This is a genomic window from Sphingorhabdus buctiana (assembly GCF_042680825.1).
In the GTDB taxonomy this organism is placed as follows: Bacteria; Pseudomonadota; Alphaproteobacteria; order Sphingomonadales; family Sphingomonadaceae; genus Sphingorhabdus_B; species Sphingorhabdus_B buctiana.
Map to the genome: position 1 here is coordinate 15391 of NZ_JBHUEL010000007.1, position 23520 is coordinate 38910.

A 23520-nucleotide genomic window follows, 5' to 3' on the forward strand; every position below is an offset into this window, starting at 1 on the left:
TTGCAGATTTCGGCTCGACTGTTACCCAAATGCCATGCGCGTGACGATCAAAGACGTATCCCGTATCGCCGGGGTTTCGATCAAAACGGTGTCGCGCGTCCTCAACAAAGAGAAATATGTCAGCGACGAAACCCGCCGCAAGGTGGAGGAAGCGGTCGCTGCACTCAACTTCAGCCCCAGCCTCGCAGCGCGCACTTTGGCGGGTTCGCGCTCGTTCCAGATCGCGCTGATCTATGACAATCACAGCCCTTATTACATCCATGCGGTGCAGGAAGGCGTCTGGAATCGGTGCCGTGAAGAAGGTGTCCGGATGCTCGCACAACCAGTCGACGTCGAATCACCGACATTGGCGCAGGAAATCGGTGGCTTGATTGACGAGACCCATGTCGACGGGGTGATCCTGTCTTCGCCAGTTACCGACGCACCTGCTGCGCTCGAGGAACTGGAACGGCGCGGAATTCGCTTCGTCCGCATCTCGCCAGGGACCAATCACGCGCTGACAAGCTCGGTTTTCATGGATGATGTGCAGGCGGCCGACGATATGACGACCCACCTCATCAACCAGGGGCATAGGCGGATCGGCTTTGTTATCGGGCATCCCAACCATATGGCGAGCGACCAGCGCCATTTCGGATATCGCCGCGCGCTTGACCGCGCTGGAATAGCCTATGAACCTGGTTTGGTGCGCCCGGGCACCTTCGATTTCGAAAGCGGAATGGAAGCGGCTGAGGCCCTGTTGAAGCTTTCCGCAAAGCCCAGTGCCATCTTCGCCAGCAATGATGACATGGCGGCCGGCGTGCTGTCTTATGCCCACCGAATTGGCCTTGATGTTCCACACGACCTGTCGGTGGCAGGCTTTGACGATACCCCATTGGCGCAACTGGTGTGGCCGCCGTTGACCACGGTTCGGCAACCGGTGCGCGAGCTCGCTTATGCAGCCACCGACCAACTCTTCTGCCCCGACCCGGCGATCGTCCACCAACGCTTGCAACACGAATTGATGGTGCGCGGGTCGACGGCGCCCCTGCGCAAATCGTAATTTTACCGGCTTGACGATGGGGCGTTTCAAGGTCCAATAAGACACCGTTGTCATATCGGGGAGACAGAGCGTCCATGAGCGCGAATGAGACATTGCCGGTGCCTGCAGCCAAGCGGAAACTGGGCAACAGCGAGATTGAAGTCAGCACCATTGCCTGGGGCATGTGGCGTCTGGCGGAAAATGGCCGTACCGCAGCTGATGCCGCAAAGCTGGTTCACGCCGCGCTCGATGCAGGTATGAATTTCCTCGATACAGCAGATATTTACGGCTTTGACGGGGCTGGCGGCTTTGGTGATGCAGAGGCATTGCTGGGTGAGGTTCTGGCTGCCGAACCCGCCCTGCGGGCACGCATGGTGCTCGCCAGCAAAGGCGGAATCATGCCGCCGCTGCCTTATGACCAGAGCGCTGCCTATCTGGCTTCCGCAATCGATGCTTCGCTGAAGCGGCTGCGGACCGATACGATCGATCTTTACCAGATTCACCGCCCCGATATCCTTGCGCACCCGCAGGAAGTCGCACGCACTTTGGACGATGCGGTCAAGGCGGGAAAAGTTCGAACGCTTGGTGTGTCCAATTTCACCATTCACCAAGTCGCAGCGCTCAACCAGTTTCTGGACAACAAGCTGGTGTCGACGCAGCCCGAAATCAGCCCGCTTCGCATCACCTGTTTCGAAAATGGTGAACTCGACCAGGCAATGATGCTGGGCTTGACGCCGCTCGGCTGGTCACCGCTTGGGGGCGGTCGCCTCGCCAATCCGCAGAGCGAACGCGATAAGGCGGTTGCCGTTGAACTTGATCGGGTTGCAGGCGCGCAAGGCGTGTCGCGCACCGTCGCTGCCTATAGCTGGCTGATGGCGCATCCTGCTGGCATCATCCCGATTGTGGGGTCGCAACAGCCGGGGCGGATCGCCGAGGCTACCGAAGCTTATAAAGTCCGCTGGTCGAGGCAGGATTGGTATGCCGTGCTCGTTGCGGCACGGGGAGAAAGGCTGCCCTGAGGCGCCGGTCGACAAGGAGAGTGATTATGAGCGGCCAACAATGCGAGATCGCCTGGTTTTCGGCACTTTGCGACGATGATTATGAGTTTCTGGGGGTTCCCGATCCCTATCTGCAATCGAGCTGGGAGCATTGCCGCAACATCGTGCTCCGCGCTGAAGAAGGCGGATTTGACAATATTCTGCTACCCTCGGGATACCAGCTCGGCCTTGATACCACTGCCTTTGCAGCAGCGGTTGCCACGCAGGTAAAGCGGATGAAGCTGCTTTGGGCGACGCGCATGGGCGAAGACTGGCCGCCGCAGCTCGCACGCCGCATCGCCACGCTCGACCGCATCCTCGGCCCCAATGCCGAAGGCACGGGCGGACGGCTGAATGTCAACATCATCTCTTCTGACATGCCCGGCGAAAAGATCGAAAGCGGCCCCCGTTATCGCCGCGCGACGGAAATCATGAAGATCGTGCGCACGTTGCTGAACGGAGAGCATCTCGATTTTCAGGGAGAGTTCTACAATCTGCAACTCGATCCCGCGCGCATCACGACACTATCGGGCAAATGCCCCGCTTTCTATTTTGGCGGACTCAGCAATGAAGCACGCGAATGTGCAGCAGAAGGTTGCGATGTCTACCTTATGTGGCCCGATACTATGGACAAGGTGCGTGAAACCATCACCGACATGAAGCAGCGCGCCGCCGCCAAAGGTCGCAGCCTGAAGTTCGGCTATCGCGTCCATGTGATTGTGCGCGAAACCGAGGAAGAGGCGCGCGCCTATGCTGACCGGCTGCTTTCGAAGCTCGATGAAGATGCCGGCAAGGCGATCCGTGAGAAATCGCTCGATGCCAAGAATTACGGGGTGCAGCGCCAACAGGAATTGCGCAGTGCCGCTGGCGGTGACGGTTTTGTGGAAGACAATCTTTGGACAGGGATCGGTCGTGCACGGTCGGGTTGCGGCGCGGCCATTGTCGGCACGCCTGACCAAGTACTGGCGAAATTGCGCGCCTATCAGGCGGAAGGCATTGAGGCGTTCATTCTCTCAGGCTATCCGCACATGCAGGAAGCGGACATGTTCGCGCGTTATGTTTTACCGCATATCGAACATGGCCCGCTCGCGCTCTAGCCCGGGATAGATTGGGACAGCCAATGGAGATGTTTGATGTTGCGGTCATTGGCGGTGGGGTCAATGGTTGCGGCATCGCTCGTGACGCAGCAGGGCGCGGCGCACGCGTTCTCCTTCTCGAGGCCAAGGATCTTGCGAACGGAACGTCTTCGGCTTCGAGCAAGCTGATCCACGGTGGGCTGCGCTATCTGGAGCATTATGAATTTGCGTTGGTGCGCGAATCGCTGACCGAGCGCGAAGTGCTCTGGGCCATAGCCCCGCACATCATCTGGCCGATGCGTTTTGTCTTGCCGCACGTTAAGGGCCTGCGCCCGCGCTGGCTGTTGCGGCTGGGGCTGTTTCTTTACGACCATCTGGGTGCGCGCAAGCGTCTGCCCGCAACCGAAAGCGTCAAGCTTGCCCGGCATCCTGCGGGCGTGCCGCTCAAGCCTGAATTCGTCCATGCTTTCGTCTATTCGGACTGCTGGGTTGATGATGCGCGGCTGGTGGTTTTGAATGCCCGCGATGCAGCGCAAAATGGTGCAGAGGTGCTTACCCGCTGCCCGGTGACGCGTTTGATCCGCGAGGATGATCATTGGCTGATCGAAGCTGGCGGACGTTCATTCCAGTCAAAGGCGATCGTCAATGCGGCGGGGCCTGCGGTGCTGAACGTCATCAGCAAAAGCCCGGACAAGGCCGAATATGCCATGCGGCTGGTCCGCGGATCGCACATCGTGGTGCGAAAGATTTTCGACCATCCTTATCCCTATTTTTTCCAGTTGCCCGATGGCCGCATCTTTTTTGCCATTCCCTATGAGCATGATTTCACCCTGATCGGCACCACTGATGCTGATCATCATGCCGGGCTCGATCGGGTTGAAGCCAGTGCCGAGGAAATCGCCTATCTCTGCGAAGGGGCGAGCCATTTCTTCCGCACGCCGGTGCGGCCGGAAGATGTAGTCTGGGCTTTTGCCGGGGTGCGGCCGCTGGTCGATGACGGCTCTGGCAAGCCCGAAGCTGCCACCCGCGGCTATCGCCTCGACCTGAGCGAAGCTGGCGACGGCGCGCCGATCCTCAATATATTCGGGGGCAAGATCACCACTTACCGGCACCTCGCCGAAGAAGCGGTCGACCTGCTGGCGACGCGGTTGCCTTTTCCGAAGAACCAACGCTGGACGGCGACAAAGACACTACCGGGCGGAAATTTCAAAATCGATGCCATTGCTGCTGAGCAGGAACGGTTTCGTCAGGCCTATCCCTTCCTCGAATCTGACTGGGCAGACCGCCTGTTCAAAAGCTATGGTCTCGATTGTTATGCGATTTTCGGCGATGCCCAATCGCTCGCTGATTGCGGGCAGCATTTTGGCCATGGCCTTACCGAGCGCGAGGTCGATTATCTGGTCCACAACGAATGGGCCCGCACCGCCGAAGACGTTTTGTGGCGACGTGGCAAGCTGGGCCTGCGCATGAATCAACAAGAGCAATTGCAGCTCGAAAACCACTTACGAAAGGTCGTCGCCCCATGAGCCCCAAAATTGTCGCCATTGGCGGAACGATCAACCCCGGTAGTTCGACCGAGATGGCGCTGCGCACGGCGCTCGCTGTTGCCGAGGCAGAAGGTGCCGAGGTGAAGCTGTTCGGCGGCGAATATCTCGCCGCTCTCCCGCATTATCGCAGCTCCGCGCACCGGGCAGAGGATGGTGCCGAGATGGTCGAAGCCGTTCGCGAGGCTGATGGCATCATCATCGCTGCGCCGGGTTACCATGGCACCATATCCGGGCTGGTGAAGAATGCGCTCGATTATCTCGAAGACCTATCCAAGGACGACCGGCCCTATCTGGATGGCCGTGCCGTCGGCCTGATTGCCACCGCCTTTGGCGACCAGGCGAGCATGAGCACGATGCAGACGCTGCGCAGCATCGTTCATGCATTGCGCGGCTGGCCCACGCCGATGGGCGCCACGGTGCGGACCTATCCAGACCTGTTTTCGCCCGATGGTGAGTGCCTCGACGACCGGGTTTCGATGCAGCTTGATATTGTCGGCAAGCAGGTGGTCCAGGGTGCGCGCAGCTTTGCTTCGACTTTGGGAGGCAAGGCATGAGCAGCCTCCAGCCAGCTCTCGAAGCGCTGCGCAAAGGCGAAATCATCGTCATCACTGGCGACCGGTTGCGTCGCGGTGATATCGATTTCGCCATGGCAGCCAAGCATGTCACGCCCGAGGCGATCAATTTCATGGCACGCCACGGCCGCGGACTTATCTGCCTGACATTGACCCCCGCCCGTGCGGTGAAGCTCGGCATCAGCCTGATCAATCCCGGTAGCGAAAGGCAGTCGGGCCGACCCTTTGGCCGTTCGATCGAGGCGCGTGCTGATGTGACGACGGGGATTTCAGCTGCTGATCGCGCGAAGACGATCGAGGTCGCGGTTGCAGAAGGCGCCAATAGCGACGATCTGGTTTCGCCCGGCCATGTATTTCCGCTCATCGCGGTCGAAGGTGGCACGGCGGAACGGCAGGCGGCGACCGAGGCTTCGATCGACCTGTGCCGTCTGGCGGGGTGCGGCGATGCAGCCGTAATCTGTTCGATCATGCGCGACGATGGGGAGATGGCCCGGCTGAATGATATCCGCGAACTGGTCGAACGCTATGATCTCAAAATCGCAGATATCGACGACCTGCTCAAAGAACTGGGTGCAAATATCGAAATGTCCGCCCGCTGATATAGCAGCAGTCGTATTAGCGGTTTTCGCCAGCCCGATTGCTTTCCTTGGCAGCTTCCTTCGCCATTTCGTTGTCCAGCTGTTCGGCCTGCGCTTTCAGCTTTTGTTCGGTTTCGGCATATTGATCGTCGAAATCCCTCTGACATCCTGTCAAAGTGCTTAGCGCCGCCATGGCCAAGAATATGCGCATCAATAATCTTTCCTGTAGCGGACGCCGACATTGGATGTGCCGAATGAACTGATCTGGCTCAACAATGACAGGGCCGGAGTCAAACTGATCTCGATCTGGCTCGCGGTATAGCCGCGGGCGTCGGTGACGATTTCGATATACACCTCGTTGGTGATATACTGGCCAAGTGCAACGGATGCTCCGCGACCAGTGGTTTCATCTGCTTCCAGGATACGCAGCCGGTCAATACCCGCCGCCGATTGCAACACGCCCAGCGGGTTCAATCCACCGCCGCCACCGCGCAGATTATTGAGCGAAGCCGCCAGCTGCACGGCCTGCACTGCGGTCAGTTCGGTTGCAGAATTGCCAAACAATATGCGCGCCAATATCTCGTCTTGCGGCAAAGTCGGTGTAGAGGCGAAGCTGATCTGGGGATTGTTGCCGGTGCCCGAAATGTTCACCCGCACCCTCGTGCCATCGACGGTGCTGCCGGCTGAAACGCGCAGCGACGGATTGGTTGCCGCGCCATTGAAGGCCAGCCGCCCATCCTCGATCTCGAATGATCGTCCGGCAAAATCCAGCGTGCCGCGTACCAGGTTCATCTCTCCAGCTATTCGCGGTGCGTCTGTGGTGCCCGTGACGCGCAAATCGGCGCTCCATTTGGAATCGAGGCCCATGCCGGTGACGTGCAAATCATCATTGGCAATCAGACGGACATCGAGTTTCCAATTGCTTGGCAGCGACTTGATGGGATCGGCATCCCCCGAAACCCGCAGCCTTGATGGCGTCTTGCGGCGAATGCCGGTCAACGTCGTTATCTGGGCCGCGCCTTGTCGAACAATCTTGTACCGCGTTTCGGGCAGCCGCAATGTGCCGCTGATCAAGGCATCGCCATCGGGCGTATTGGTGACGCTGATAGTACCGGTGGCTGCGGCGGCGACGGTATCGCTTCGCGCGATGCGCGCCTGTTTCAAGTCGAGGTTAAGCTGGACTGGAAAGCCTTTTGCGGAGCTCAAATTGACAAAGCCCTGCCCGGTTATCGTGCCTTGCCCTGCGCGTGCGCTCAGTTCGGTAACGTTCAGTTGGTCGTTGGTGAACTGCCCGCGCACCCGCAACAGGGTAAGCCGCGTTCCGTAAATGTCATTTTCGTAAACAAGGTCATTGGCGCGCACCACGCCAGTGAGCTGCGGCTCTTGCGCGCGACCGGCAAAGTCGGCTGCGACGCCGATGTTTCCAGACAGGCTTTGGTCGGGCAGCGCCGCGAGCGAGAATAATGTGTCCGCAGGGCCATTGTACCGGATTCCGCCGCCCAGTGGTGCGGCGAGCAGGCGCGTGACCCAGTCCGCTTCGTCCGCAGGCAAGGGTTTGAGATCGATTTGCACCCGCCCCACGGCAGCGCCGCGGCGGCGGATGACCGCCCGGGCATCACCGCCTTCGGGCAGCAAGCGTGCCACAAGGCTGATCTCGACAGGCTGGGATGCCGCCCCAAGACTGGTCCGTGTGAAGCGTGTGATTTCCAATCGCGCATCGGCCTTTGGAAATGCTGCGAATGAGGGTTGATACCAATCGATGCTGCCGGTTACCCGGCCACCCAGCCCCAGTCCCGGCAGCATCGGATTGACGACCGCGAGGCTCACCTCCTGCAGCCGTGATTGCAGCTCAATACCGTCGCCATAACGCCCCGCCAAGCGCATGGTGCCATTGCCGATATTGATGGTCGCAGGCAGGATCTGGTAATCGCTTCGTCCCGGAATAATCTGCAGCGGCTGGGCAGTCTCAAAATCGATGCTGTTCGCGCGCCCTTTCGCTGCAAGGCGCCACAAGCGGGGTGACAGTTCGGCGTTGGCGGCGATCCGGAAAGGCACCTGACTGCGTCCTTCGGCGACCAATTGGGCAGTGCCGCTGCCCCCTCGATAATTGATCTTGGCGCGCGCCAATGCAAGGCTGGTGGAATCGATCACGGCATTCTCAACCTGCACATCGGCGATGATTTGTGGCTGGTCGTAGAGGGTGATGTCGGCGTCGATTATCCCGCGCCCTATCGCGAGCCTCTGCGTTCCCGACAATTCAGCATTTGCAGCAATTCCGCGTACCTGCGCGCGCTGATACTGCCCTTCGGCGAGCAGCGTGACGGTGCCATCGAATCCCGCGCCAAGACCGGCCAATGTCCCGGCAAAGGGGCCTGCGCGTGTCTGCTGCAACTGCCCTGTCAACGCCACACCGGCGAAATTTCCACGCATCACGTCGATGGTCAGCGGGCCGTTCCCCGAAAGGACATTGAGATCACCGCTGATCGGGCCGTAATCGGTGGTGCCCGTCAGGCTGATTGCATAGCCACGCCTGCTGCGCACGACCAGCGCGACGACATCCGAAAGGCCGACACCAAAACCGGGGCGCGATGCCGTCACCCTTGCAACAGGGCGATCGAATGTTCCGGTCAATGCAACAGCGACAGGCCCGTATCGTTCGGAAAAGCCGCTGCCGTTGAAGACCACACGCCCGCTATCACCGCTATAGGTTCCAGACCCATGGTTGAGTCGGAACTGCGGTGCGATGGCGGTGGCTCTGACGATGCGGAGCACGCCATCGGTGCCATATCGTATCCCGGCATTGACCAGCATCTGCCCGCCGAGGAAGTTTTCAACCCCGGGGCTGAACAACCGGGTCGATCGCGCGCGGATGGTGCCATCAAGGCTGTAACCCGATCCGCGACTTTCAAGATCGACATCGGCATCAATGTTGAACATGCCGACCGATTCAATGCGATAGCCGTTGACGTTGCCATTAATGCCACCGGTATAAATCCCGTTCGCCATGTCACCGACAAGGATTGCAGTGGCCTGTATCCGGTCCGACCGGATTCGAAGATTATCCGAAAGGATGCGCTGGTTGGCATAGGCCAGATCGCCATCCAAACGGACATTGGTCAGCAACCCGCCTGCCGCCGCACTCACCCCCGAAATGCGAAGCGCGCGTGCGCTGACGGGTATCCGCATCCTGTCTGCATCGCCGCGCGCCTCGCCGCTTGCGGTCAGCCCTTCAAGCGCGGTGTCGTCGAACGCCAGCCGCGCGGCTGCAATCTTGTAGGCAATGGTGGGGGTTGCGAAATTGCCGTTGAGCAAAGCCTCTGCGCGCACATCGTTGCCGCTGACATTGCGTGCTAGGGCCGCAGGGCGAAGCAGGCGGATATCGAGCGCGAGGTCGTGATACTCGGCCTCGCCCATATCGATTTCGCCTTCTGCGGTCAGCGTCAAAGCCGACGATGCCAGACTGCCTTTGATCTGAGCGGCGCGCTTCTCGAAAGTGGCAGCAAGATCGATAGCAGCACTTGGCGACAGTGCATTACCGAGCAATCCATCCCCGAGGATGAGCGCAGGTTGCGCATTGCCTTTGGCGGTGAACAGGCCCTCGCGCGCCGCCAGTTTGATATCCGCAAGGTTCTGGTCGCCAACCGTTCCGGTCAACGCGCCATCCCATTTTGTCCAGCTGCCTTTGCCGTTCAACGAAGCCCTTATCGGTGCTTCTAAGCCAGCTAGCCCGGCCACCAAGCCCCCCATAGGCGCATCGAGGTTGAGCGCCATGTCGAAACGATTGTCATCGGGAACGGCATCAAGTTTCAGTACCAGCCGGTCGCCCTTCAGCGACCCGCCGGTGGCGTCGATAACCGCGCGCCTGTCGGCAATGCGCGCCTTGCCCGAGAGACTCGCAACCTGCTCCGTGCCGGTAATCGATTTGGAGAAGACCAGCCGATCGATCGCCAGCCGGTCGATGCGTATATCCAGATCGGGGAGCAGGGGTTCACCCCTGTCCGGCACGTCGCGAAACGCCGGTAGCCGGGCGACGCGCATTTCGCGCGCGGTCAACTGCCTGATATCAACAATGCCCCCGAGATAAGCGAAAGGCCGCCAATCGAGACGCGCCTCGGGCACGGTCGCAAAGTCTCCTTTGGGGTCACGGACGCGGACGTCGCGCAATATGGCATCGCTGTACAACGACCCCTCGATCCGCCCGATGCGCACATTGAGGCCATTTTCAAACTCATAGGCGGCAACCTGCTTCGCGACAAATTTGTGACCCGATTGGGTATCGAGCCAGACATAAAGCCCCGCCAGCAATAACAGCAGCAGGGCAAGCAAGCTGCCAGCCCACAGGCCGATCCGCCGCGCGACCATCAAAACGCCTGCCCCAATGATACGTAAAAGGCGATACGGGATTCGCCCGGGCGCCGGTTGATCGGTGTCGCGACGTCGACCCGCATCGGCCCGAAATTGGTGTAGAACCGCCCGCCAATGCCTGCGCCAAATCGCCAGTCATCAAATTTGGGCAGGCTGCTTTCATAGACCTGCCCGGCATCGACGAAACCGACCACGCCGAAATTTCCGAAACGGTACCGCCCCTCGATCGCAAACTCGTTCAGGCTGCGACCGCCTATCGGATCATTGTTGGGGTCGCGCGGTCCCAGCTGCTGGTAACCAAAGCCGCGTACCGATCCACCGCCGCCGCCATAATAGCGGCGTGAGGGGGGGAGGGAATTGCGCGATGTGCCATTGATAGATCCAATGCGGGCGCGGGCGGCAAGGACAAAGCTTTCATTGAACGCCTTGTAATAGCTGCCGTCGAGTAACGTCCGCACGTAGACCCGCGATCCGTCGCCCAACGAAGTCTCAGGGGATATGCGCAGGTTCAGGCGAAAACCCTTTGTCGGGTTTAAAAGATCGTTAGACGTATCAAAACCGGCTTGCACGGGCAGCGCGCCGACATAGTAAAGCTGCCGATCGCGCAAATTGCGCCCGAAATTATATGATCTTTCGTAAGTTCCCAGCAGTTCAAACCCGAAGCTGTAGGTGAACTTCTTCTGCCAGATCGGGGTTGAGACATAGGACAATATGCCCGCCAGTCGACCTGTCAGCGCGTCGAAGGCATCATAGTCATTTCGCAAAGCCGACAATGTGATCTCGATATTGCGGTCGCGCTTGCCGGCATTCGAGCGCTGGAAGCTGACGCTCGCCGCCTGCTCCTGTGTGCCCAAAACCAGATTGGCTGCCAGCGCACCTTCGGGGGGGAAGAGGTTGCGGTGCGTCCAGCTCCCCTCGGCGCGAAGACCTTGTCCGGTGCTATAGCCGGCACTGGCGGCAATGGTGCGCGGCGGCCCCGCCTCTTGCCGGACAAGGAGGTTCGCATAAGGCGTGCCATCGGCTGCTGTTTCGTTGCTGGCTACCGGCTCGACCGAAACGGTCGACAAAAGGCCGGTTGCGACCAGCGCCGCCTGCAGATCGTCAACCTTGCGCGCGTCATACAGATCGCCGGTTTTAAACCTTCGCAGGACCTCGATATGATTGGCGCTAAAGGCTGTTTTGCCTTCTGTTATTATCGTTCCGAAATAGCTGCGCGGGCCGGTTTCGATCGGCAAGGTGTAATCACCCGTGCCCAATTCGCCGTCGAGCAGGATATCGCGCTGGCCGATCTTGGCAAAAGGATAGCCATTTTCGGGCAGCTTGATCGAAACATTCGCTTCCGCACCGACGATTTCATCGGCGATGATCGGGTCGCCGGTCTTGGGTGCAAAATTGCTTGCGATCAGGTCGACCGGCTCCACAGGAGCGGCCGCGAATGCGATGGTGCCCAGCCGGTATCGTTTGCCGGTGACGACGTTCAGTACAAGAGTGACAGGCTGGGCTTGCTCGCCGGAGCGATCGACAGAAAGGTCCACAGTTGCATCGAAAAAGCCTTCGCCGGAGAGGATATCGAGCAACAACTGGCGGTCTTGGCGTGCCCGCGCCTGAATGCCTGAACGGTTTTCCGCCCGGCCATCGCCATCGTCGAGCGCGGAAAGCTCTGCAAAGCGTTGCCGGATGCGACGGAACAGTTCGGCAAACTCACCATCTCCCGCCAAACCTTCGATACGATAGGCATAGCGCATCGATTGCTGCTCGGCATCGTTGCCTTGGGTAGGCGAGGGCGGTGGTTCGGCGTCGAAAGTTTCAATCGGTGGCATCGGCGCATCGAGCAAAGGATCGGTCGCGGACGGCTCGGCAAGCAGTTCATCGGCCTCAGCGCGGGGCGCCTCGGCCTGCTCCCTCGCATCCTGTGCCTTTTGCCACTCCTCGATGCTTTCCATCGGCGGTGCATCCAATTGGGGCAGCGCCTCTTCGAATGACTTGTCATCGATAATCGGCTGCGCAGCAAAGGCCGCAATGGGCAATTGGGCAATTCCGCACAGCAAGATTGCATTCAACTTGGAACAACGCGCGCCCATGATGGGCTCTATAGCTTGCTTAAAACAAATAGGTTCCCATTTTTTGGGGTGACAGTTTCCGACCAGACGAAAAAACAGTCGTTGGCGGAATGTAAGCGGCAATGTTGGCCCGATGTTGAAGATAAATGGTGCGCCTGGATCACTCGAACATGTGACCCCTTGAACGCGCAACAGCACTTGCGACGGCTTTCAGCATGGCGAGTCTGTAAGACACCAACAACATATTACTTGTCATATTAACGTCAAATAAGAGTAATATAAAAGACATGATAATGCACCATGGCTTTCACTTACGCATTTTTATAATGTAATCTCTGTATTTTAGAAAGAACCAGAAAATAATTTCTTCTCGATCCATTGGTGTAATGATAATGTAACAATCATCGATCTGGAGAGGAGAATCGTGATGAAACATCTCATTCTAAGCGCCGCACTGGTGGCCGCGATGGGTATGTCGTCGGCAACTTATGCGCAATCTCAGAATGCTGAGATTGGTTATGAGCGGGGCTCACTCGGATTTGAGGCGTTGATGGCGAATGACAACCATCGTGCACTCAATCAAATATTGACCGACAAATCCACCGCGCCCAACGATCCCGCGCGCCTGATCAACCTTGGCCGTGCCCATGCGCGCCTCGGAGACAAGGAAAAAGCGCGGCAGGCATTTCTTGCTGCTGCAAACTGCAAGGAGGAATTCGATCTGGTGCTTTCCAACGGCCAGATCATGAACTCGCGCAAGGTTGCAGCGCTTGCTCTGAAATCGCTCGGACAATAATTCATTTGGTGAAGTAAGGCAGTGTTGCGCGGGCCAATGATGGCCTTGTAACGAAACTGCAATAGATTGTTCATCGAACTGTCTTCAACTTCGAACAATAGAGTCACATCGATCATTTATGGGCCTTCACCGAAGACCGGTGGGGGCCCTTTTTGATTTGCGCCCGCATGTCTTAATGCCTGCCATAGGCAAAGTTTATTGCGGAGAATCAGGATGATAGACCCAAAGTTGCGTGGGATTGTTTATGTAACAGCAGCGGCCAGTATGCTGGCTGGTTGCGGCGCTGATGACATTGCTTCGCCGGGTACCGGCGGAAACATCACAATCAACAATCCGGCTCCGCCCCCGCCACCCCCGCCGCCCCCACCGCCGCCTGCCGCTGTGACTCCTGCTGGCGGTTGCCCAACAATCGCTGACCCGCAAGGTTTGACTGACTCGGGAACGATCACTGGCCCGACCGGCACGTATCGCGTTTGTACGCTGCCTGCGCGTATCAATGTCAGTTCGACCTTGCCCAAGGTTGCAGGTCTTCTCTATCGCCTCGGTGGCCGTGTAGACGTTGGTACTGACCAGGGTGCGGCTTCGACGAACAACGTCGTAACGCTTACCATCGAACCGGGCGTGATTGTATTCGGTGGCACCGGCGTTTCGTGGCTCCACGTCAATCGTGGCAACCGTATTAATGCTGTTGGCACGGCTGCGCTTCCGATCATCTTTACCAGCCGGGACAATGTCCTTGGCCTCAACACCGACAATTCAAGCGGTCAATGGGGCGGTGTTGTGCTGTCCGGTCGCGCACCGGTTACCGATTGCGCCGCACCTGCTGCAACGCCGGGCACGGCTGCGTGTGAACGCCAGGTCGAAGGCGCTGTTGATCCGGCTCTTTATGGTGGTGCCAACCCTGCCGACAACAGCGGCCGTATGAGCTTTGTCCAAATCCGCTACTCGGGCTTCGTGCTTTCGGGCAACAGCGAATTGCAAGCTCTCACCACCGGCGGCGTCGGATCGGGTACTACCCTCAACAACATCCAGGTGTTCAACAGCTCGGATGATGGCGCGGAATTCTTCGGCGGCAACGTCAACATGAAGTATTTCATCTCTGTCGGCGCCGAAGACGACAGCATCGACACCGACGTCGGCGTCAAAGCCAACTTCCAGTATGTCATCGCTGTCCAGCGATCGGCTGCCGGTGACTCGATCATTGAAGCAGACTCGGATAATGCCCTTGATGGCAATACGCCGCGTCAGAACACCCGCATCTCGAACTTCACTTTCTTCCAGCGTGCTACGCCGGGCAACCAGGCCTCGATCCTGCTGCGTGGCGGTACCGATTATGCACTGGTGAATGGTGTGGTCTCGGCACCGAACACAACTTGCCTTGCCATCAGCCGCCCGCAAACGGCCTCGCTGACTGCCGATGCGGCGATTGACGAAGTGGGTTCACCCATCTTCCGTTCGGTCGCAATGCAGTGTGGCGCGACCAAATATTCGGGTCGTAACGGCGTGACCGAAGCGCAGGTTCAGGCGATTTTCGGTTCGGGTTCGAACAACAACAATGATGCCTTCACCCCGTCGTTCAGCTCGCTGTTCATCAACGGCGCCGCTGAAACCGCGATTTCGGCCTTCAACCCGACGAGCCTGTCGTCCTTCTTCGACGCAGTGACTTATATCGGTGCCGTACGCGACGCCAATGATACTTGGTACCGCACCTGGACCTGCAACAGCGCCACTGCCGACTTTGGCACGGGCAACACGGGTCTTTGCACCTCGCTTCCGACGTTCTGAAGCAATCAAAGCTGAACGGGGTGAGGTGTGCCACAGGCTGCACCTCACCCCTTTTTCCAATCGGGGATAAGGGAATTGCAATGTTGAAGCCTTTAGGGCGCTTGAGCCTCCTGCTTGTGACATCCGCACTCGTCACACCGTCACTGGCGTTGGCGCAGGCCGTTGAAGAGCCAGCCGAAGCTGGTGTTGCCGAAGAGGGCGCGACGGAGCAACCGGTGGAAGCTGCCACCGATGGTTCGGCAGTCACCGAAGAAGCACCGGATGAAGGTATCGACGTTTCTATCCCCGGCGGGGAAATCGTCGTTCAGGGCCGCAGGTTGCAGAATGTCGAGAAAGCGGCGCCACAAGTTGTCTCGCTGCTTTCCTCTGCAGATATTGCGCGCACGGGCGAAGGCGATATTGCGGGTGCGCTTGGCCGCGTTACGGGTCTTAGCGTTGTCGGCAATGGCTATGTGTATGTTCGCGGCTTGGGCGATCGCTATTCACTCGCGCTGCTCAATGGTTCACCCCTACCCAGCCCCGAGCCGCTCCGCCGCGTTGTCCCGCTCGACCTGTTCCCGACAAGTTTGATCGCCTCGTCGCTGGTCCAAAAGTCTTATTCGGCCAACTTCCCTGGCGAATTTGGTGGCGGTGTGATCAACCTCACAACCAAGGCTATCCCCGAAGAATCGTTCTTCAGCGTTGGGGGCAGCATCAGCGGCAACAGCGAAACCACGAACCAGCTGGGCTATACCCATTATGGCAGTTCGCTTGATTGGACCGGTTTTACCAATGACAATCGCGCTGTTCCGCCAGCCTTGAGCGCCTATTTGAACAGCGGCCTTCGCATCAGTGAAGGTGGCGTCGATACACAGGCAATCGCGTCGGAATTGGTCAACGGTCGTAACGGCGTGATCCAACGTAACAAGCATTTGCCAGCAAACGGATCGTTGAGCCTGTCTGGCGGAACAAGCTTTGAAATTGGCGACGATGCCACGCTCGGCATTCTTGCCTCGGCAGGTTACAGCAACAAATGGCGCACCCGCGACACCATCCAGCAAACCGCCTCGTCGGTCGACCTGTCGCAAAAGGAACTCGATTTCCGCCGCGTTCTCACGGACAACCGCATAGTCGCCAATGCCATGGTCGGCTTTGGCATTGAAGCGGGTGACCAGAAACTGCGCTGGACCAATGTGTTCATACGCGACACCATCAAACAGACCCGCCTTGGTGTGGGCACCCGCCAGACGACATCGCCCATAGCGACCTTGCAGCAGCAGGATACGGGCTGGTTCGAACGCCAGTTGGTAACATCGCAATTCGTCGGAGAATTCCGTTTGGCGGATGAGGTCAAGCTCGACGTGCGCCTCGCATTTGCCAATTCGCAGCGGGAAGCGCCGGGTGAACTCAGCTTTGAATATTTTCGAAGCAATGTCGCGACCGACCCCTATGGCGAGTATTTCATCAATCGCCTCAACAACGGCCAGCAGGGCAGTGCTGAAATCAGCTATTCGGACCTGAACGAGAATCTCTGGTCCGGCGGCCTCGATCTTTCGTACAATGTGACTCCTGATGTTACCGCTACGGTCGGTTATTCCTATACGGATACTGCCCGACGTACGGAAAAGCGGGACTTCCTGTTTACCGCACCGACCACTTTCCCGACGGCCGTGGCCCTGTTCCGCCCGGATTACCTTCTCCAGCCCGATGTGATCAATTTCTACGACATCGGTCTTATCGATACCAATGAAGCCAATCCGATTTTCGATGCCAAGCTGGTGAACAATGCGGCTTACGGCCAAATTCGCGCCTACATTACGCCTGAAATCAATCTGAACATCGGCGTACGTTACGAGGCAGCGAAGCAATCGGTGGAAGCTGTGCCGGTGTTTACGACTCCGACGGCAGTCCTCGCATCGACTTCGTTGAACAACAAATATTGGTTGCCTGCCGCAACCCTGACCTGGGAGCTGGCTGACCAGATGCAATTGCGCATCAGCGGCTCAAAGACCATCGCCCGCCCTCAATTCCGCGAGCTCATTTACCAGACCTTCTTCGATCCGGACAGCAACCGGCAATATCGTGGCAACCCATTGCTGACAGATAGCCAGCTGTACAACGCCGAAGCCCGTTATGAATGGTATTTCGATCGCGACCAGCGGCTTTCGGTCGCAGGCTTTTTCAAGAAGATCGACAAGCCGATCGAAGCATATTCCAGCTTTAACGACAACAGCGTCGTCACCAGTTTCGCAAATGCGCCGCAGGCAAAACTTTATGGTGCCGAACTTGAGGTGCAGAAATATTTCGATCTGTCAGGTCTGTCCGAGTCAGGTTTCTTCTCGACTCGGCGACTTGTGGCTATTGCCAACTACACCTTCTCAAAATCGAAAATCAGCGTGAAGCCGGGTGATCCGGTCGCGGTTTTTGCTGCGTCATCCACCAATGCTTCCGACTTCTTCCGCGATGGTGCGCCGTTGACGGGGCAGTCGGACCATCTGGTCAATCTGCAAATCGGACTAGAAGATACCGACAGCCTTTCGGCACAGACACTGTTGCTGAACTATGCATCGGATCGCGTGACCAGTCGCGGTGCTGCCAACCAGCCCGATATTGTCGAGCGCCCCGGGTTCGAACTTGATTTCGTCGCTCGCCAGGGCATCAAGATCGGTGGCAAGGAATTCGAACTCAAATTCGAAGCGCGTAATTTGACGGGTACAAAATATCGCGAATTTCAGGAAAGCGGACAGAACCGGATTTTCTACAACCTGTACAAGCCTGGTCGTTCATTCAGCTTGGGGATTGACGTAGAGTTCTGATCCTTTTTTGGGATGCGAACGCTGATGTTTCCAAGCGTTCGCATCCAGTGTTCGACTGTCATCAAACTGAAACCTATATGTCATCGAACTGACTTTCGATAAGCGTAACGCCGACTCGAAACAGGGAAATGCGATGTACGGTGAAGTTGCAAAAAGGGTCGTATCGCCGTTTAGTAAAATGGTGCGAGGCGTTTCGTCTGGCGATGTCCTGATCGCTTTGGCCATGGTCTTCGTCGCCGTTCAAGCTGCGCGGCTGACTTGGACGATCCTTACCCCTGTAGCCCCTATAGGCGATTGGAAGCAAACTGCCGTAGACATCGTTCCCGCTTCCGAGCGTCCTGCACTTTTCAGCAGCTTCGATCCCTTTTTCAGATCGCAACAGGCTGCTTCCGGTTCCGAAGTCGTCACGTCGCTTCCGCTTACGCTATTTGGAATTCGCACCAATGAAGCCTCGGGTGGGGGATCGGCGATCATCGCCGGTGCGGATGGCGTCCAGAGCAGTTGGTCAGTCGGTGAAACCATCATGCCGGGAGCCGTTCTGCATTCGGTGGCGTTCGACCATGTCGTGATCAGCAACAATGGCGTGCTGGAAAAGCTGTTCATCGACCAGTCAGTTCCTGCCGAAAATGTAACACCGCAACCAATCGCGCCTGAACCTGCATCGAACGATTCCAGCGCACAGCTCAATGCTCAGACGCTGCAACAATCAGTAAATCTGGCCCCTCGCAATGAAGGCGGAAAAACCACGGGATTGGTGGTGTCTGCCAAGGATGACGGAACCATGATGCGGCTAGCGGGGCTGCAAAAAGGAGACATCATTGTCTCCGTAAATGGCCGTCCCGTCACCGCCGCCGCCGAACTTGCCGCCCAAATTCGCCCGGGCGCGCGCCTGTCACTCGAAATCGAACGCGGCGGACAAAAACTGCCTGTCGCCTTGGTTCTGGAACAATAATGAAAAAGAGCATCCTTACCCTTTCACTCGCTGCCATGCTGGTGGCCACTTCGCTCCAAGCGCAACATGTATTGAACGTGCGCGACGCAGATATCCGCGCATTTGTCCAAGATGCAGCGCGCGTGACCGGGCAGACCTTCATCGTCGACAGCCGTGTCCAGGGAAAAGTGTCTGTTGTCACCGATCGCTCCTTGAGCCGCTCTGAATATTTCGAAGTCTTTCTGTCGACACTGCGTGCCAATGGTTTGGTCGCCATCCCGCTTCGAGGCGGTGGCTATCGCATCCAGCAAGCCGAAGGAGCAGCAACCCAGCCGACACGCGTCGGTTCGAAGACAGCTCTGGGTAGCCAGTTTGTGACCGAAGTTTTCAGGCTAAAATCGATCGACGCTTCGTCAGCGGTCGAAACATTGAGACCGCTTGTAAGCCGCGAGGGCTCGCTCACTGCCAACCGCAATGCGAACAGTTTGGTGGTCGCTGATTATGCTGACAACATACGGCGCATACGTGATCTTGTCGTGCAAATTGACCGCGACAGTGCGGCAACCCAAATCGTCGCACTCGATAATGCTGGCGCGCGTGAAATCGCCAGCGCCTTACAAGGTTTGGCAGGCCAGGGGGTTGCAGGCGAAGGTGCGCGCCCACCGGTAACCGTCGTTCCAATCGATTCAAGCAACGCCATTGCCCTGCGCGGCGATCCGACATCGGTCTCGCGCTTTGCCGCAATGGCAAAAGAACTCGACAAACGCGCAGAATCGGGAGCTGAAATCCGGGTTTACCAGCTCGAATATGCCAATGCAGAAACCTTGCTTCCCACGATCCAGTCGCTGATTGGGGAAGGCACATCGTCGCCCGGGGCCAATCAAGCGGCATCAGCGGTAACACCTCCTGCATCAGCAGCAGCGGGCGCTTCGCCGGCGGCGACATCGGCCGCACCAGTTGCCGTCACCGGGTCTGCGATCGCATTGGGTGGTCGCGGCAAGGTGGTAGTCAGCCGTTATGAAGGCACGAACGCAATCATCATCGCTGCGAGCGCAGATATGCAAAAAATGCTCGGCGAACTTATTCGGCAACTCGACTCGCGTCCGCAGCAAGTTCTGGTTGAGGCTATCGTAGTCGAGATCGGCAATGATGCTGCCAAGCGCCTGGGCGTCCAATTCCTGCTGGGCGGTGAGAATATTCCATTTGCGGCAACCAATTATTCGAACGCGGTACCCAGCATTCTGACTATCGGAGGCGCTATCGCGGCGGAAGAACTCGCCCGAGAAACGACCACGGTAAATGGCAATACGACAACAACAACTCAAAGAAGTCCGCTGGGCGACAGCCTGCAGCAGGCTGCGGCCCAATCGATCCTGAACGCGACAGGCGGCTTTGGTGGCATCGCGCTCGACATAGGCAAGGACGCAATTTTCGGCGCGATTATCAATGCAGTTCAGAACGATACCGAATCCAACATCCTCGCAACGCCGCACATTGTGACGCTCAACAACCAAAAGGCGAAATTCCTCGTCGGACAGGATGTGCCCATCACCACGGGCGAAGCGTTGTCAGATAACTTCGACAATGCGTTCCGAACGGTGCAGCGTAAGGAAGTCGGTATCAAGCTCGAGGTAATGCCTCAGGTTAATCAGCAAGGAGAGGTGAAGCTTTTTGTCCGACAGGAAGTTTCGAGCGTTGCAGGCCCGGTTTCCAACCGTTCGTCGGATTTAATCTTCAACAAACGTGAATTCGAAACCACCCTGACGGTTGGCGACGGCCAGATCCTTGCAATTGGCGGCCTGCTGAATGACGACGAGCGGCGCACTATAGAGAAAATCCCACTGCTTTCCGATATCCCGCTCTTGGGAGAATTGTTTAAATCGAAAAGCCGCACACGTCGTAAGACCAATCTTACCGTGTTCATTCGCCCCACCGTGATCCGCAGCAGGGCAGATGGCGATATTCATACTGCACGCCGTTATGATTATGTGCGCGGCCTGCAGCTTGAACGAAACCCCGACCTTGAACCGTCGATCGACCAGTTGTTTCGTGATTACATGGGTGCGCCCATCCCGGTTGCGCCGACTTTGGCACCAGGTGATACCCTAGTCGGTGCTTCGACCGATCGCTCGCGCCCTGACGATGGCAACATAGAGGTGCTGCCTGAATCCGAGGTCAAGCCATGAGTGGTGAGCGTGCAGATGTCGCAATCGAACCGGCCGCTGATACCGGAAGAATACTTCTCGATTTGCCTTATGCCTTCGCCAAGAACCGGGGCATCGTTCTGCTCCAGCACGAAAGTGGTCGGCTTAAAATAGCGATGCGCAAGGGTGCCGATCCGGCAGATCTGCTCGAGGTTCGGCGCTATCTTGCTCTTCCGTTTGACGTTGAACTTGCAGAGCCCGCTGAATTCGACCGCTTTCTGTCGGACCATTACGCAATCGACGGTTCGGCTGCGACGGTTGCGGGTTCGCTTCAGGCCGGCAATGCTGACGATGACCTATTGGTATCGGGGCTCCCCAGCGCCGATGATTTGCTCGACAGCGCGGATGACGCGCCAGTCATACGGTTGATCAACGGCATTATCACCGAAGCGATCCGACAAGGAGCGTCCGACATTCACATTGAGCCTTATGAAACCGGGCTGGTAGTTCGCATGCGGCAAGATGGGGTGCTTCAGGAACGGCTGCGAATGCCACCCCATGTGGCGCCGGTCGTGGTCAGCCGTATCAAGGTTATGGCGCGCCTCGATATCGCAGAACGGCGCGTGCCGCAGGATGGTCGCATCAGCCTGACATTGGGCGGCAAGCAAGTGGATGTCCGGGTTTCCACGCTTCCAAGCCGTGCTGGCGAACGCGTGGTGCTGCGCATTCTCGACAAGGACAATGCATTCATTTCGCTCGACCTGCTCGGCATGTCGGACAATGCACGTTCAGTCATATCCAGTGCACTTGCAGAACCCAATGGCATCATCCTCGTCACCGGCCCCACGGGATCGGGCAAGACAACGACGCTCTATGCTTGTCTGAAGCAATTGAATGACGGCAAACGCAACATCCTGACGGTGGAAGACCCGGTCGAATATGCGTTTGAAGGCGTCGGCCAAACACAGGTCAATGCAAAGGTCGGGATGACATTCGCTGCCGGTTTGCGCGCGATCCTGCGCCAGGATCCGGATGTGGTGATGGTCGGCGAAATTCGCGACCGCGAAACAGCTGAAATTGCCGTTCAGGCCGCATTGACCGGACATCTCGTGCTGTCCACCGTGCATACCAATGACGCCATTGGCGCAATTACCCGCATGCGCGATTTTAAAATCGAACCTTTTCTGCTGGCATCGACCCTGCGCGCCGTGATCGCGCAGAGGCTTGTGCGCAGGCTATGCCCCGATTGCCGTGAGCCGGTGCAGGCAGAGGCCGGCGCGGCGGCGCTGCTGGGGCTGGATGCCGGAAGCGTGATCCACCGTCCTGTTGGATGCGATAAATGCGGGCACACCGGCTATCAGGGCCGCATAGGCGTTTTCGAAGCGATCAAGATCGACGACACAGTGCGTCGCTATATCGGCAATGGCGGCGATGAAGCGATCATCGCGCGCCATGTTTTTGCGAACAGCCCCAACCTTGCCGCAGCGGCACGGCGGCTTGTACGCGACGGGGAAACAACTGCCGAAGAGGCCGTTCGTATCATGCGTTCAGAGGCACCGACCGATGCCTGATTTTGCATGGCGCGCGATTGACGTTGAGGGCCGAGAAAAGCGCGGACGCATCTCTGCTGCCAACGACCAGATTGTGCATGAGCGTTTGGTTCGGCAGCGTTTGCACGTCGTTGCCATTGAGCCTGCGCCCCCCAAAGCAACGGCTACAGCCAGCCTACCAAAATTCCTCCAGCGCCCTAGCAAGCTTGGTCTGAAGCAATTGACTTTGTTTACCCGGCAGCTCTCATCGCTCGTACAGGTCTCCCCACTGGAAGAGGCATTGCGCACGGCAAGCCTGCAGACCGAATCTTCGGCCACCCGGGCAATCTTGGGCAATGTGCATTCAGGCATCGTAGAGGGACAGCGATTGTCGGAAGCAATGCGTCGCGAAGAGGCGAGCTTCCCGCCCATGTATCGCGCGATGGTATCGGCAGGGGAAAGCTCGGGTGCCTTGCCGGAAATATTGCAGCGGCTGGCAAACCTCCTTGAACGGCGCGCGGCGATCAACAGCAAGCTGCTTTCTGCGCTGGCTTACCCGATCATATTGACCTTGGTAGCGCTGCTCGTCGTGTCAGGGCTGATGATTTCGGTCGTCCCGCGGGTTGTTGAACAGTTTGATGATGTGAACCAGCAATTGCCAGCGATCACCCGCATTGTGATCGGGCTATCGTCCTTCCTTGCAAGCTATTGGTGGGCGATCCTGCTGGCTATTGTACTGGTCTTGGTTGCGGCGACTGCGGCCCTGCGCCGGGAACCGCTTCGCTTGCGTTTCGACACATTCCTGCTCCGCACTCCATTTCTCGGCCGCCTCATTCGCGACCTTAACGCGGCTCGTCTGGCGCGGACGCTGTCGACGATGGTGTCGAGCCGGTTGCCGCTGCTTGATGGTCTGCGATTGACGCGGGATACGGTGGGAAATCGGGCGCTTCGTTTGGCGAATGACCAGATGATCGACCAGGTGCGCAGCGGCGGTAGCCTCTCGGGAGCGATGCGCGCATCGGGCGTGTTTCCACCTTTACTGGTATATCTGACGGCGAGCGGTGAAAGCGCGGGCCAGCTCGAATTGATGCTCGAACGTGCAGCTGATTATCTGGAGCGCGAATTCGACAATTTCACCACAACGGCGCTGTCTCTGCTGGAACCACTGATCATTGTGGTGATGGGCGGCGTTGTCGCTGTCATCATACTTTCCATCCTCCTTCCCATCCTCCAACTGCAAAATCTTGCGGGGCTATGACCATGATTTCACGCAAACTCCTTTGGAAC

The 23520-nt window shown here is 58.0% G+C and carries 16 protein-coding genes; 13 read left to right on the forward strand and 3 right to left on the reverse strand.

Translation table 11 applies throughout. The features are described 5' to 3' along the window. The first annotated feature begins 34 nt into the window (after nucleotides 1-34). The 6 genes from ACFSAG_RS07230 (at nucleotide 35) to ribB (ending at nucleotide 5849) form a co-directional block, all read left to right on the forward strand. Nucleotides 35-1039 carry a LacI family DNA-binding transcriptional regulator gene (locus ACFSAG_RS07230; protein WP_374612039.1) on the forward strand — a complete coding sequence of 335 codons (1005 nt, stop codon included), beginning with the start codon at nucleotides 35-37 and terminating at the stop codon, nucleotides 1037-1039. A 74-nt stretch (nucleotides 1040-1113) separates the two neighbouring features. Next, on the forward strand, nucleotides 1114-2037 hold the full coding sequence (locus ACFSAG_RS07235) for an aldo/keto reductase (RefSeq protein WP_381512935.1): 924 nt from the start codon (nucleotides 1114-1116) through the stop codon (nucleotides 2035-2037). 26 nt (nucleotides 2038-2063) lie between these two features. Next, nucleotides 2064-3152: an LLM class flavin-dependent oxidoreductase gene (locus ACFSAG_RS07240; RefSeq protein WP_381512937.1), complete on the forward strand. Its 1089-nt coding sequence runs from the start codon at nucleotides 2064-2066 to the stop codon at nucleotides 3150-3152. Nucleotides 3153-3175: 23 nt separating this feature from the next. Further along, a complete protein-coding gene (gene glpD / locus ACFSAG_RS07245) occupies nucleotides 3176-4657 on the forward strand; it encodes a glycerol-3-phosphate dehydrogenase (protein ID WP_381512939.1) in 1482 nt (493 codons plus the stop codon). Beyond that, nucleotides 4654-5232, forward strand: a complete 579-nt coding sequence (locus ACFSAG_RS07250; RefSeq protein WP_374612047.1) for an NADPH-dependent FMN reductase — start codon at nucleotides 4654-4656, stop codon at nucleotides 5230-5232. The genes glpD and ACFSAG_RS07250 overlap by 4 nt, the downstream gene beginning before the upstream one ends. Then, complete coding sequence (ribB, locus tag ACFSAG_RS07255; protein WP_374612049.1) at nucleotides 5229-5849, forward strand: 3,4-dihydroxy-2-butanone-4-phosphate synthase; 621 nt, start codon at nucleotides 5229-5231, stop codon at nucleotides 5847-5849. Before ACFSAG_RS07250 ends, ribB begins: the two co-directional genes overlap by 4 nt. Before the next feature lie 16 nt (nucleotides 5850-5865). On the opposite strand, the gene ACFSAG_RS07260 is transcribed toward ribB, so the two are convergent. The 3 genes from ACFSAG_RS07260 to ACFSAG_RS07270 are packed head-to-tail and all read right to left on the reverse strand — an operon-like array spanning nucleotide 5866 to nucleotide 12274. Continuing rightward, the gene (locus tag ACFSAG_RS07260; protein ID WP_374612051.1) at nucleotides 5866-6039 is read right to left on the reverse strand and encodes a hypothetical protein; all 174 of its coding nucleotides are present in this window, start codon (nucleotides 6037-6039) and stop codon (nucleotides 5866-5868) included. Then, complete coding sequence (locus ACFSAG_RS07265) at nucleotides 6039-10190, reverse strand: translocation/assembly module TamB domain-containing protein (RefSeq protein WP_381512944.1); 4152 nt, start codon at nucleotides 10188-10190, stop codon at nucleotides 6039-6041. The genes ACFSAG_RS07260 and ACFSAG_RS07265 overlap by 1 nt, the downstream gene beginning before the upstream one ends. Beyond that, nucleotides 10190-12274: an autotransporter assembly complex protein TamA gene (locus tag ACFSAG_RS07270; protein WP_381512947.1), complete on the reverse strand. Its 2085-nt coding sequence runs from the start codon at nucleotides 12272-12274 to the stop codon at nucleotides 10190-10192. The genes ACFSAG_RS07265 and ACFSAG_RS07270 overlap by 1 nt, the downstream gene beginning before the upstream one ends. Before the next feature lie 406 nt (nucleotides 12275-12680). Between ACFSAG_RS07270 and ACFSAG_RS07275 the strand changes: the two genes are divergently transcribed. The 7 genes from ACFSAG_RS07275 to gspF all read left to right on the forward strand — a co-directional run bounded on the left by ACFSAG_RS07275 (nucleotide 12681) and on the right by gspF (nucleotide 23491). Beyond that, the gene (locus ACFSAG_RS07275) at nucleotides 12681-13049 is read left to right on the forward strand and encodes a hypothetical protein (protein ID WP_381512950.1); all 369 of its coding nucleotides are present in this window, start codon (nucleotides 12681-12683) and stop codon (nucleotides 13047-13049) included. Between the two features lie 213 nt (nucleotides 13050-13262). Beyond that, nucleotides 13263-14834: a hypothetical protein gene (locus ACFSAG_RS07280; protein WP_374612058.1), complete on the forward strand. Its 1572-nt coding sequence runs from the start codon at nucleotides 13263-13265 to the stop codon at nucleotides 14832-14834. 80 nt (nucleotides 14835-14914) lie between these two features. Further along, the gene (locus tag ACFSAG_RS07285) at nucleotides 14915-17629 is read left to right on the forward strand and encodes a TonB-dependent receptor domain-containing protein (RefSeq protein ID WP_381512953.1); all 2715 of its coding nucleotides are present in this window, start codon (nucleotides 14915-14917) and stop codon (nucleotides 17627-17629) included. Nucleotides 17630-17807: 178 nt separating this feature from the next. Further along, entirely contained in the window at nucleotides 17808-18581 is a 774-nt protein-coding gene (locus ACFSAG_RS07290) for a type II secretion system protein N (RefSeq protein WP_381512956.1), read from the forward strand. Continuing rightward, on the forward strand, nucleotides 18581-20746 hold the full coding sequence (gspD, locus tag ACFSAG_RS07295; RefSeq protein WP_381512959.1) for a type II secretion system secretin GspD: 2166 nt from the start codon (nucleotides 18581-18583) through the stop codon (nucleotides 20744-20746). The genes ACFSAG_RS07290 and gspD overlap by 1 nt, the downstream gene beginning before the upstream one ends. After that, the gene (gene gspE / locus ACFSAG_RS07300; protein WP_381512962.1) at nucleotides 20743-22275 is read left to right on the forward strand and encodes a type II secretion system ATPase GspE; all 1533 of its coding nucleotides are present in this window, start codon (nucleotides 20743-20745) and stop codon (nucleotides 22273-22275) included. Before gspD ends, gspE begins: the two co-directional genes overlap by 4 nt. Then, complete coding sequence (gene gspF / locus ACFSAG_RS07305) at nucleotides 22268-23491, forward strand: type II secretion system inner membrane protein GspF (protein ID WP_381512964.1); 1224 nt, start codon at nucleotides 22268-22270, stop codon at nucleotides 23489-23491. The genes gspE and gspF overlap by 8 nt, the downstream gene beginning before the upstream one ends. Nucleotides 23492-23520 lie beyond the last annotated feature (29 nt).

Excerpts from the sequence above, each read along its gene's own strand:
- ACFSAG_RS07230 (WP_374612039.1), top strand. The coding sequence starts at position 35 with ATGCGCGTGACGATCAAAGACGTATCCCGTATCGCCGGGGTTTCGATC.
- ACFSAG_RS07235 (WP_381512935.1), top strand. The coding sequence starts at position 1,114 with ATGAGCGCGAATGAGACATTGCCGGTGCCTGCAGCCAAGCGGAAACTG.
- ACFSAG_RS07240 (WP_381512937.1), top strand. The coding sequence starts at position 2,064 with ATGAGCGGCCAACAATGCGAGATCGCCTGGTTTTCGGCACTTTGCGAC.
- glpD (WP_381512939.1), top strand. The coding sequence starts at position 3,176 with ATGGAGATGTTTGATGTTGCGGTCATTGGCGGTGGGGTCAATGGTTGC.
- ACFSAG_RS07250 (WP_374612047.1), top strand. The coding sequence starts at position 4,654 with ATGAGCCCCAAAATTGTCGCCATTGGCGGAACGATCAACCCCGGTAGT.
- ribB (WP_374612049.1), top strand. The coding sequence starts at position 5,229 with ATGAGCAGCCTCCAGCCAGCTCTCGAAGCGCTGCGCAAAGGCGAAATC.
- ACFSAG_RS07260 (WP_374612051.1), bottom strand. The coding sequence starts at position 6,039 with ATGCGCATATTCTTGGCCATGGCGGCGCTAAGCACTTTGACAGGATGT.
- ACFSAG_RS07265 (WP_381512944.1), bottom strand. The coding sequence starts at position 10,190 with ATGGTCGCGCGGCGGATCGGCCTGTGGGCTGGCAGCTTGCTTGCCCTG.
- ACFSAG_RS07270 (WP_381512947.1), bottom strand. The coding sequence starts at position 12,274 with ATGGGCGCGCGTTGTTCCAAGTTGAATGCAATCTTGCTGTGCGGAATT.
- ACFSAG_RS07275 (WP_381512950.1), top strand. The coding sequence starts at position 12,681 with ATGAAACATCTCATTCTAAGCGCCGCACTGGTGGCCGCGATGGGTATG.
- ACFSAG_RS07280 (WP_374612058.1), top strand. The coding sequence starts at position 13,263 with ATGATAGACCCAAAGTTGCGTGGGATTGTTTATGTAACAGCAGCGGCC.
- ACFSAG_RS07285 (WP_381512953.1), top strand. The coding sequence starts at position 14,915 with ATGTTGAAGCCTTTAGGGCGCTTGAGCCTCCTGCTTGTGACATCCGCA.
- ACFSAG_RS07290 (WP_381512956.1), top strand. The coding sequence starts at position 17,808 with ATGGTGCGAGGCGTTTCGTCTGGCGATGTCCTGATCGCTTTGGCCATG.
- gspD (WP_381512959.1), top strand. The coding sequence starts at position 18,581 with ATGAAAAAGAGCATCCTTACCCTTTCACTCGCTGCCATGCTGGTGGCC.
- gspE (WP_381512962.1), top strand. The coding sequence starts at position 20,743 with ATGAGTGGTGAGCGTGCAGATGTCGCAATCGAACCGGCCGCTGATACC.
- gspF (WP_381512964.1), top strand. The coding sequence starts at position 22,268 with ATGCCTGATTTTGCATGGCGCGCGATTGACGTTGAGGGCCGAGAAAAG.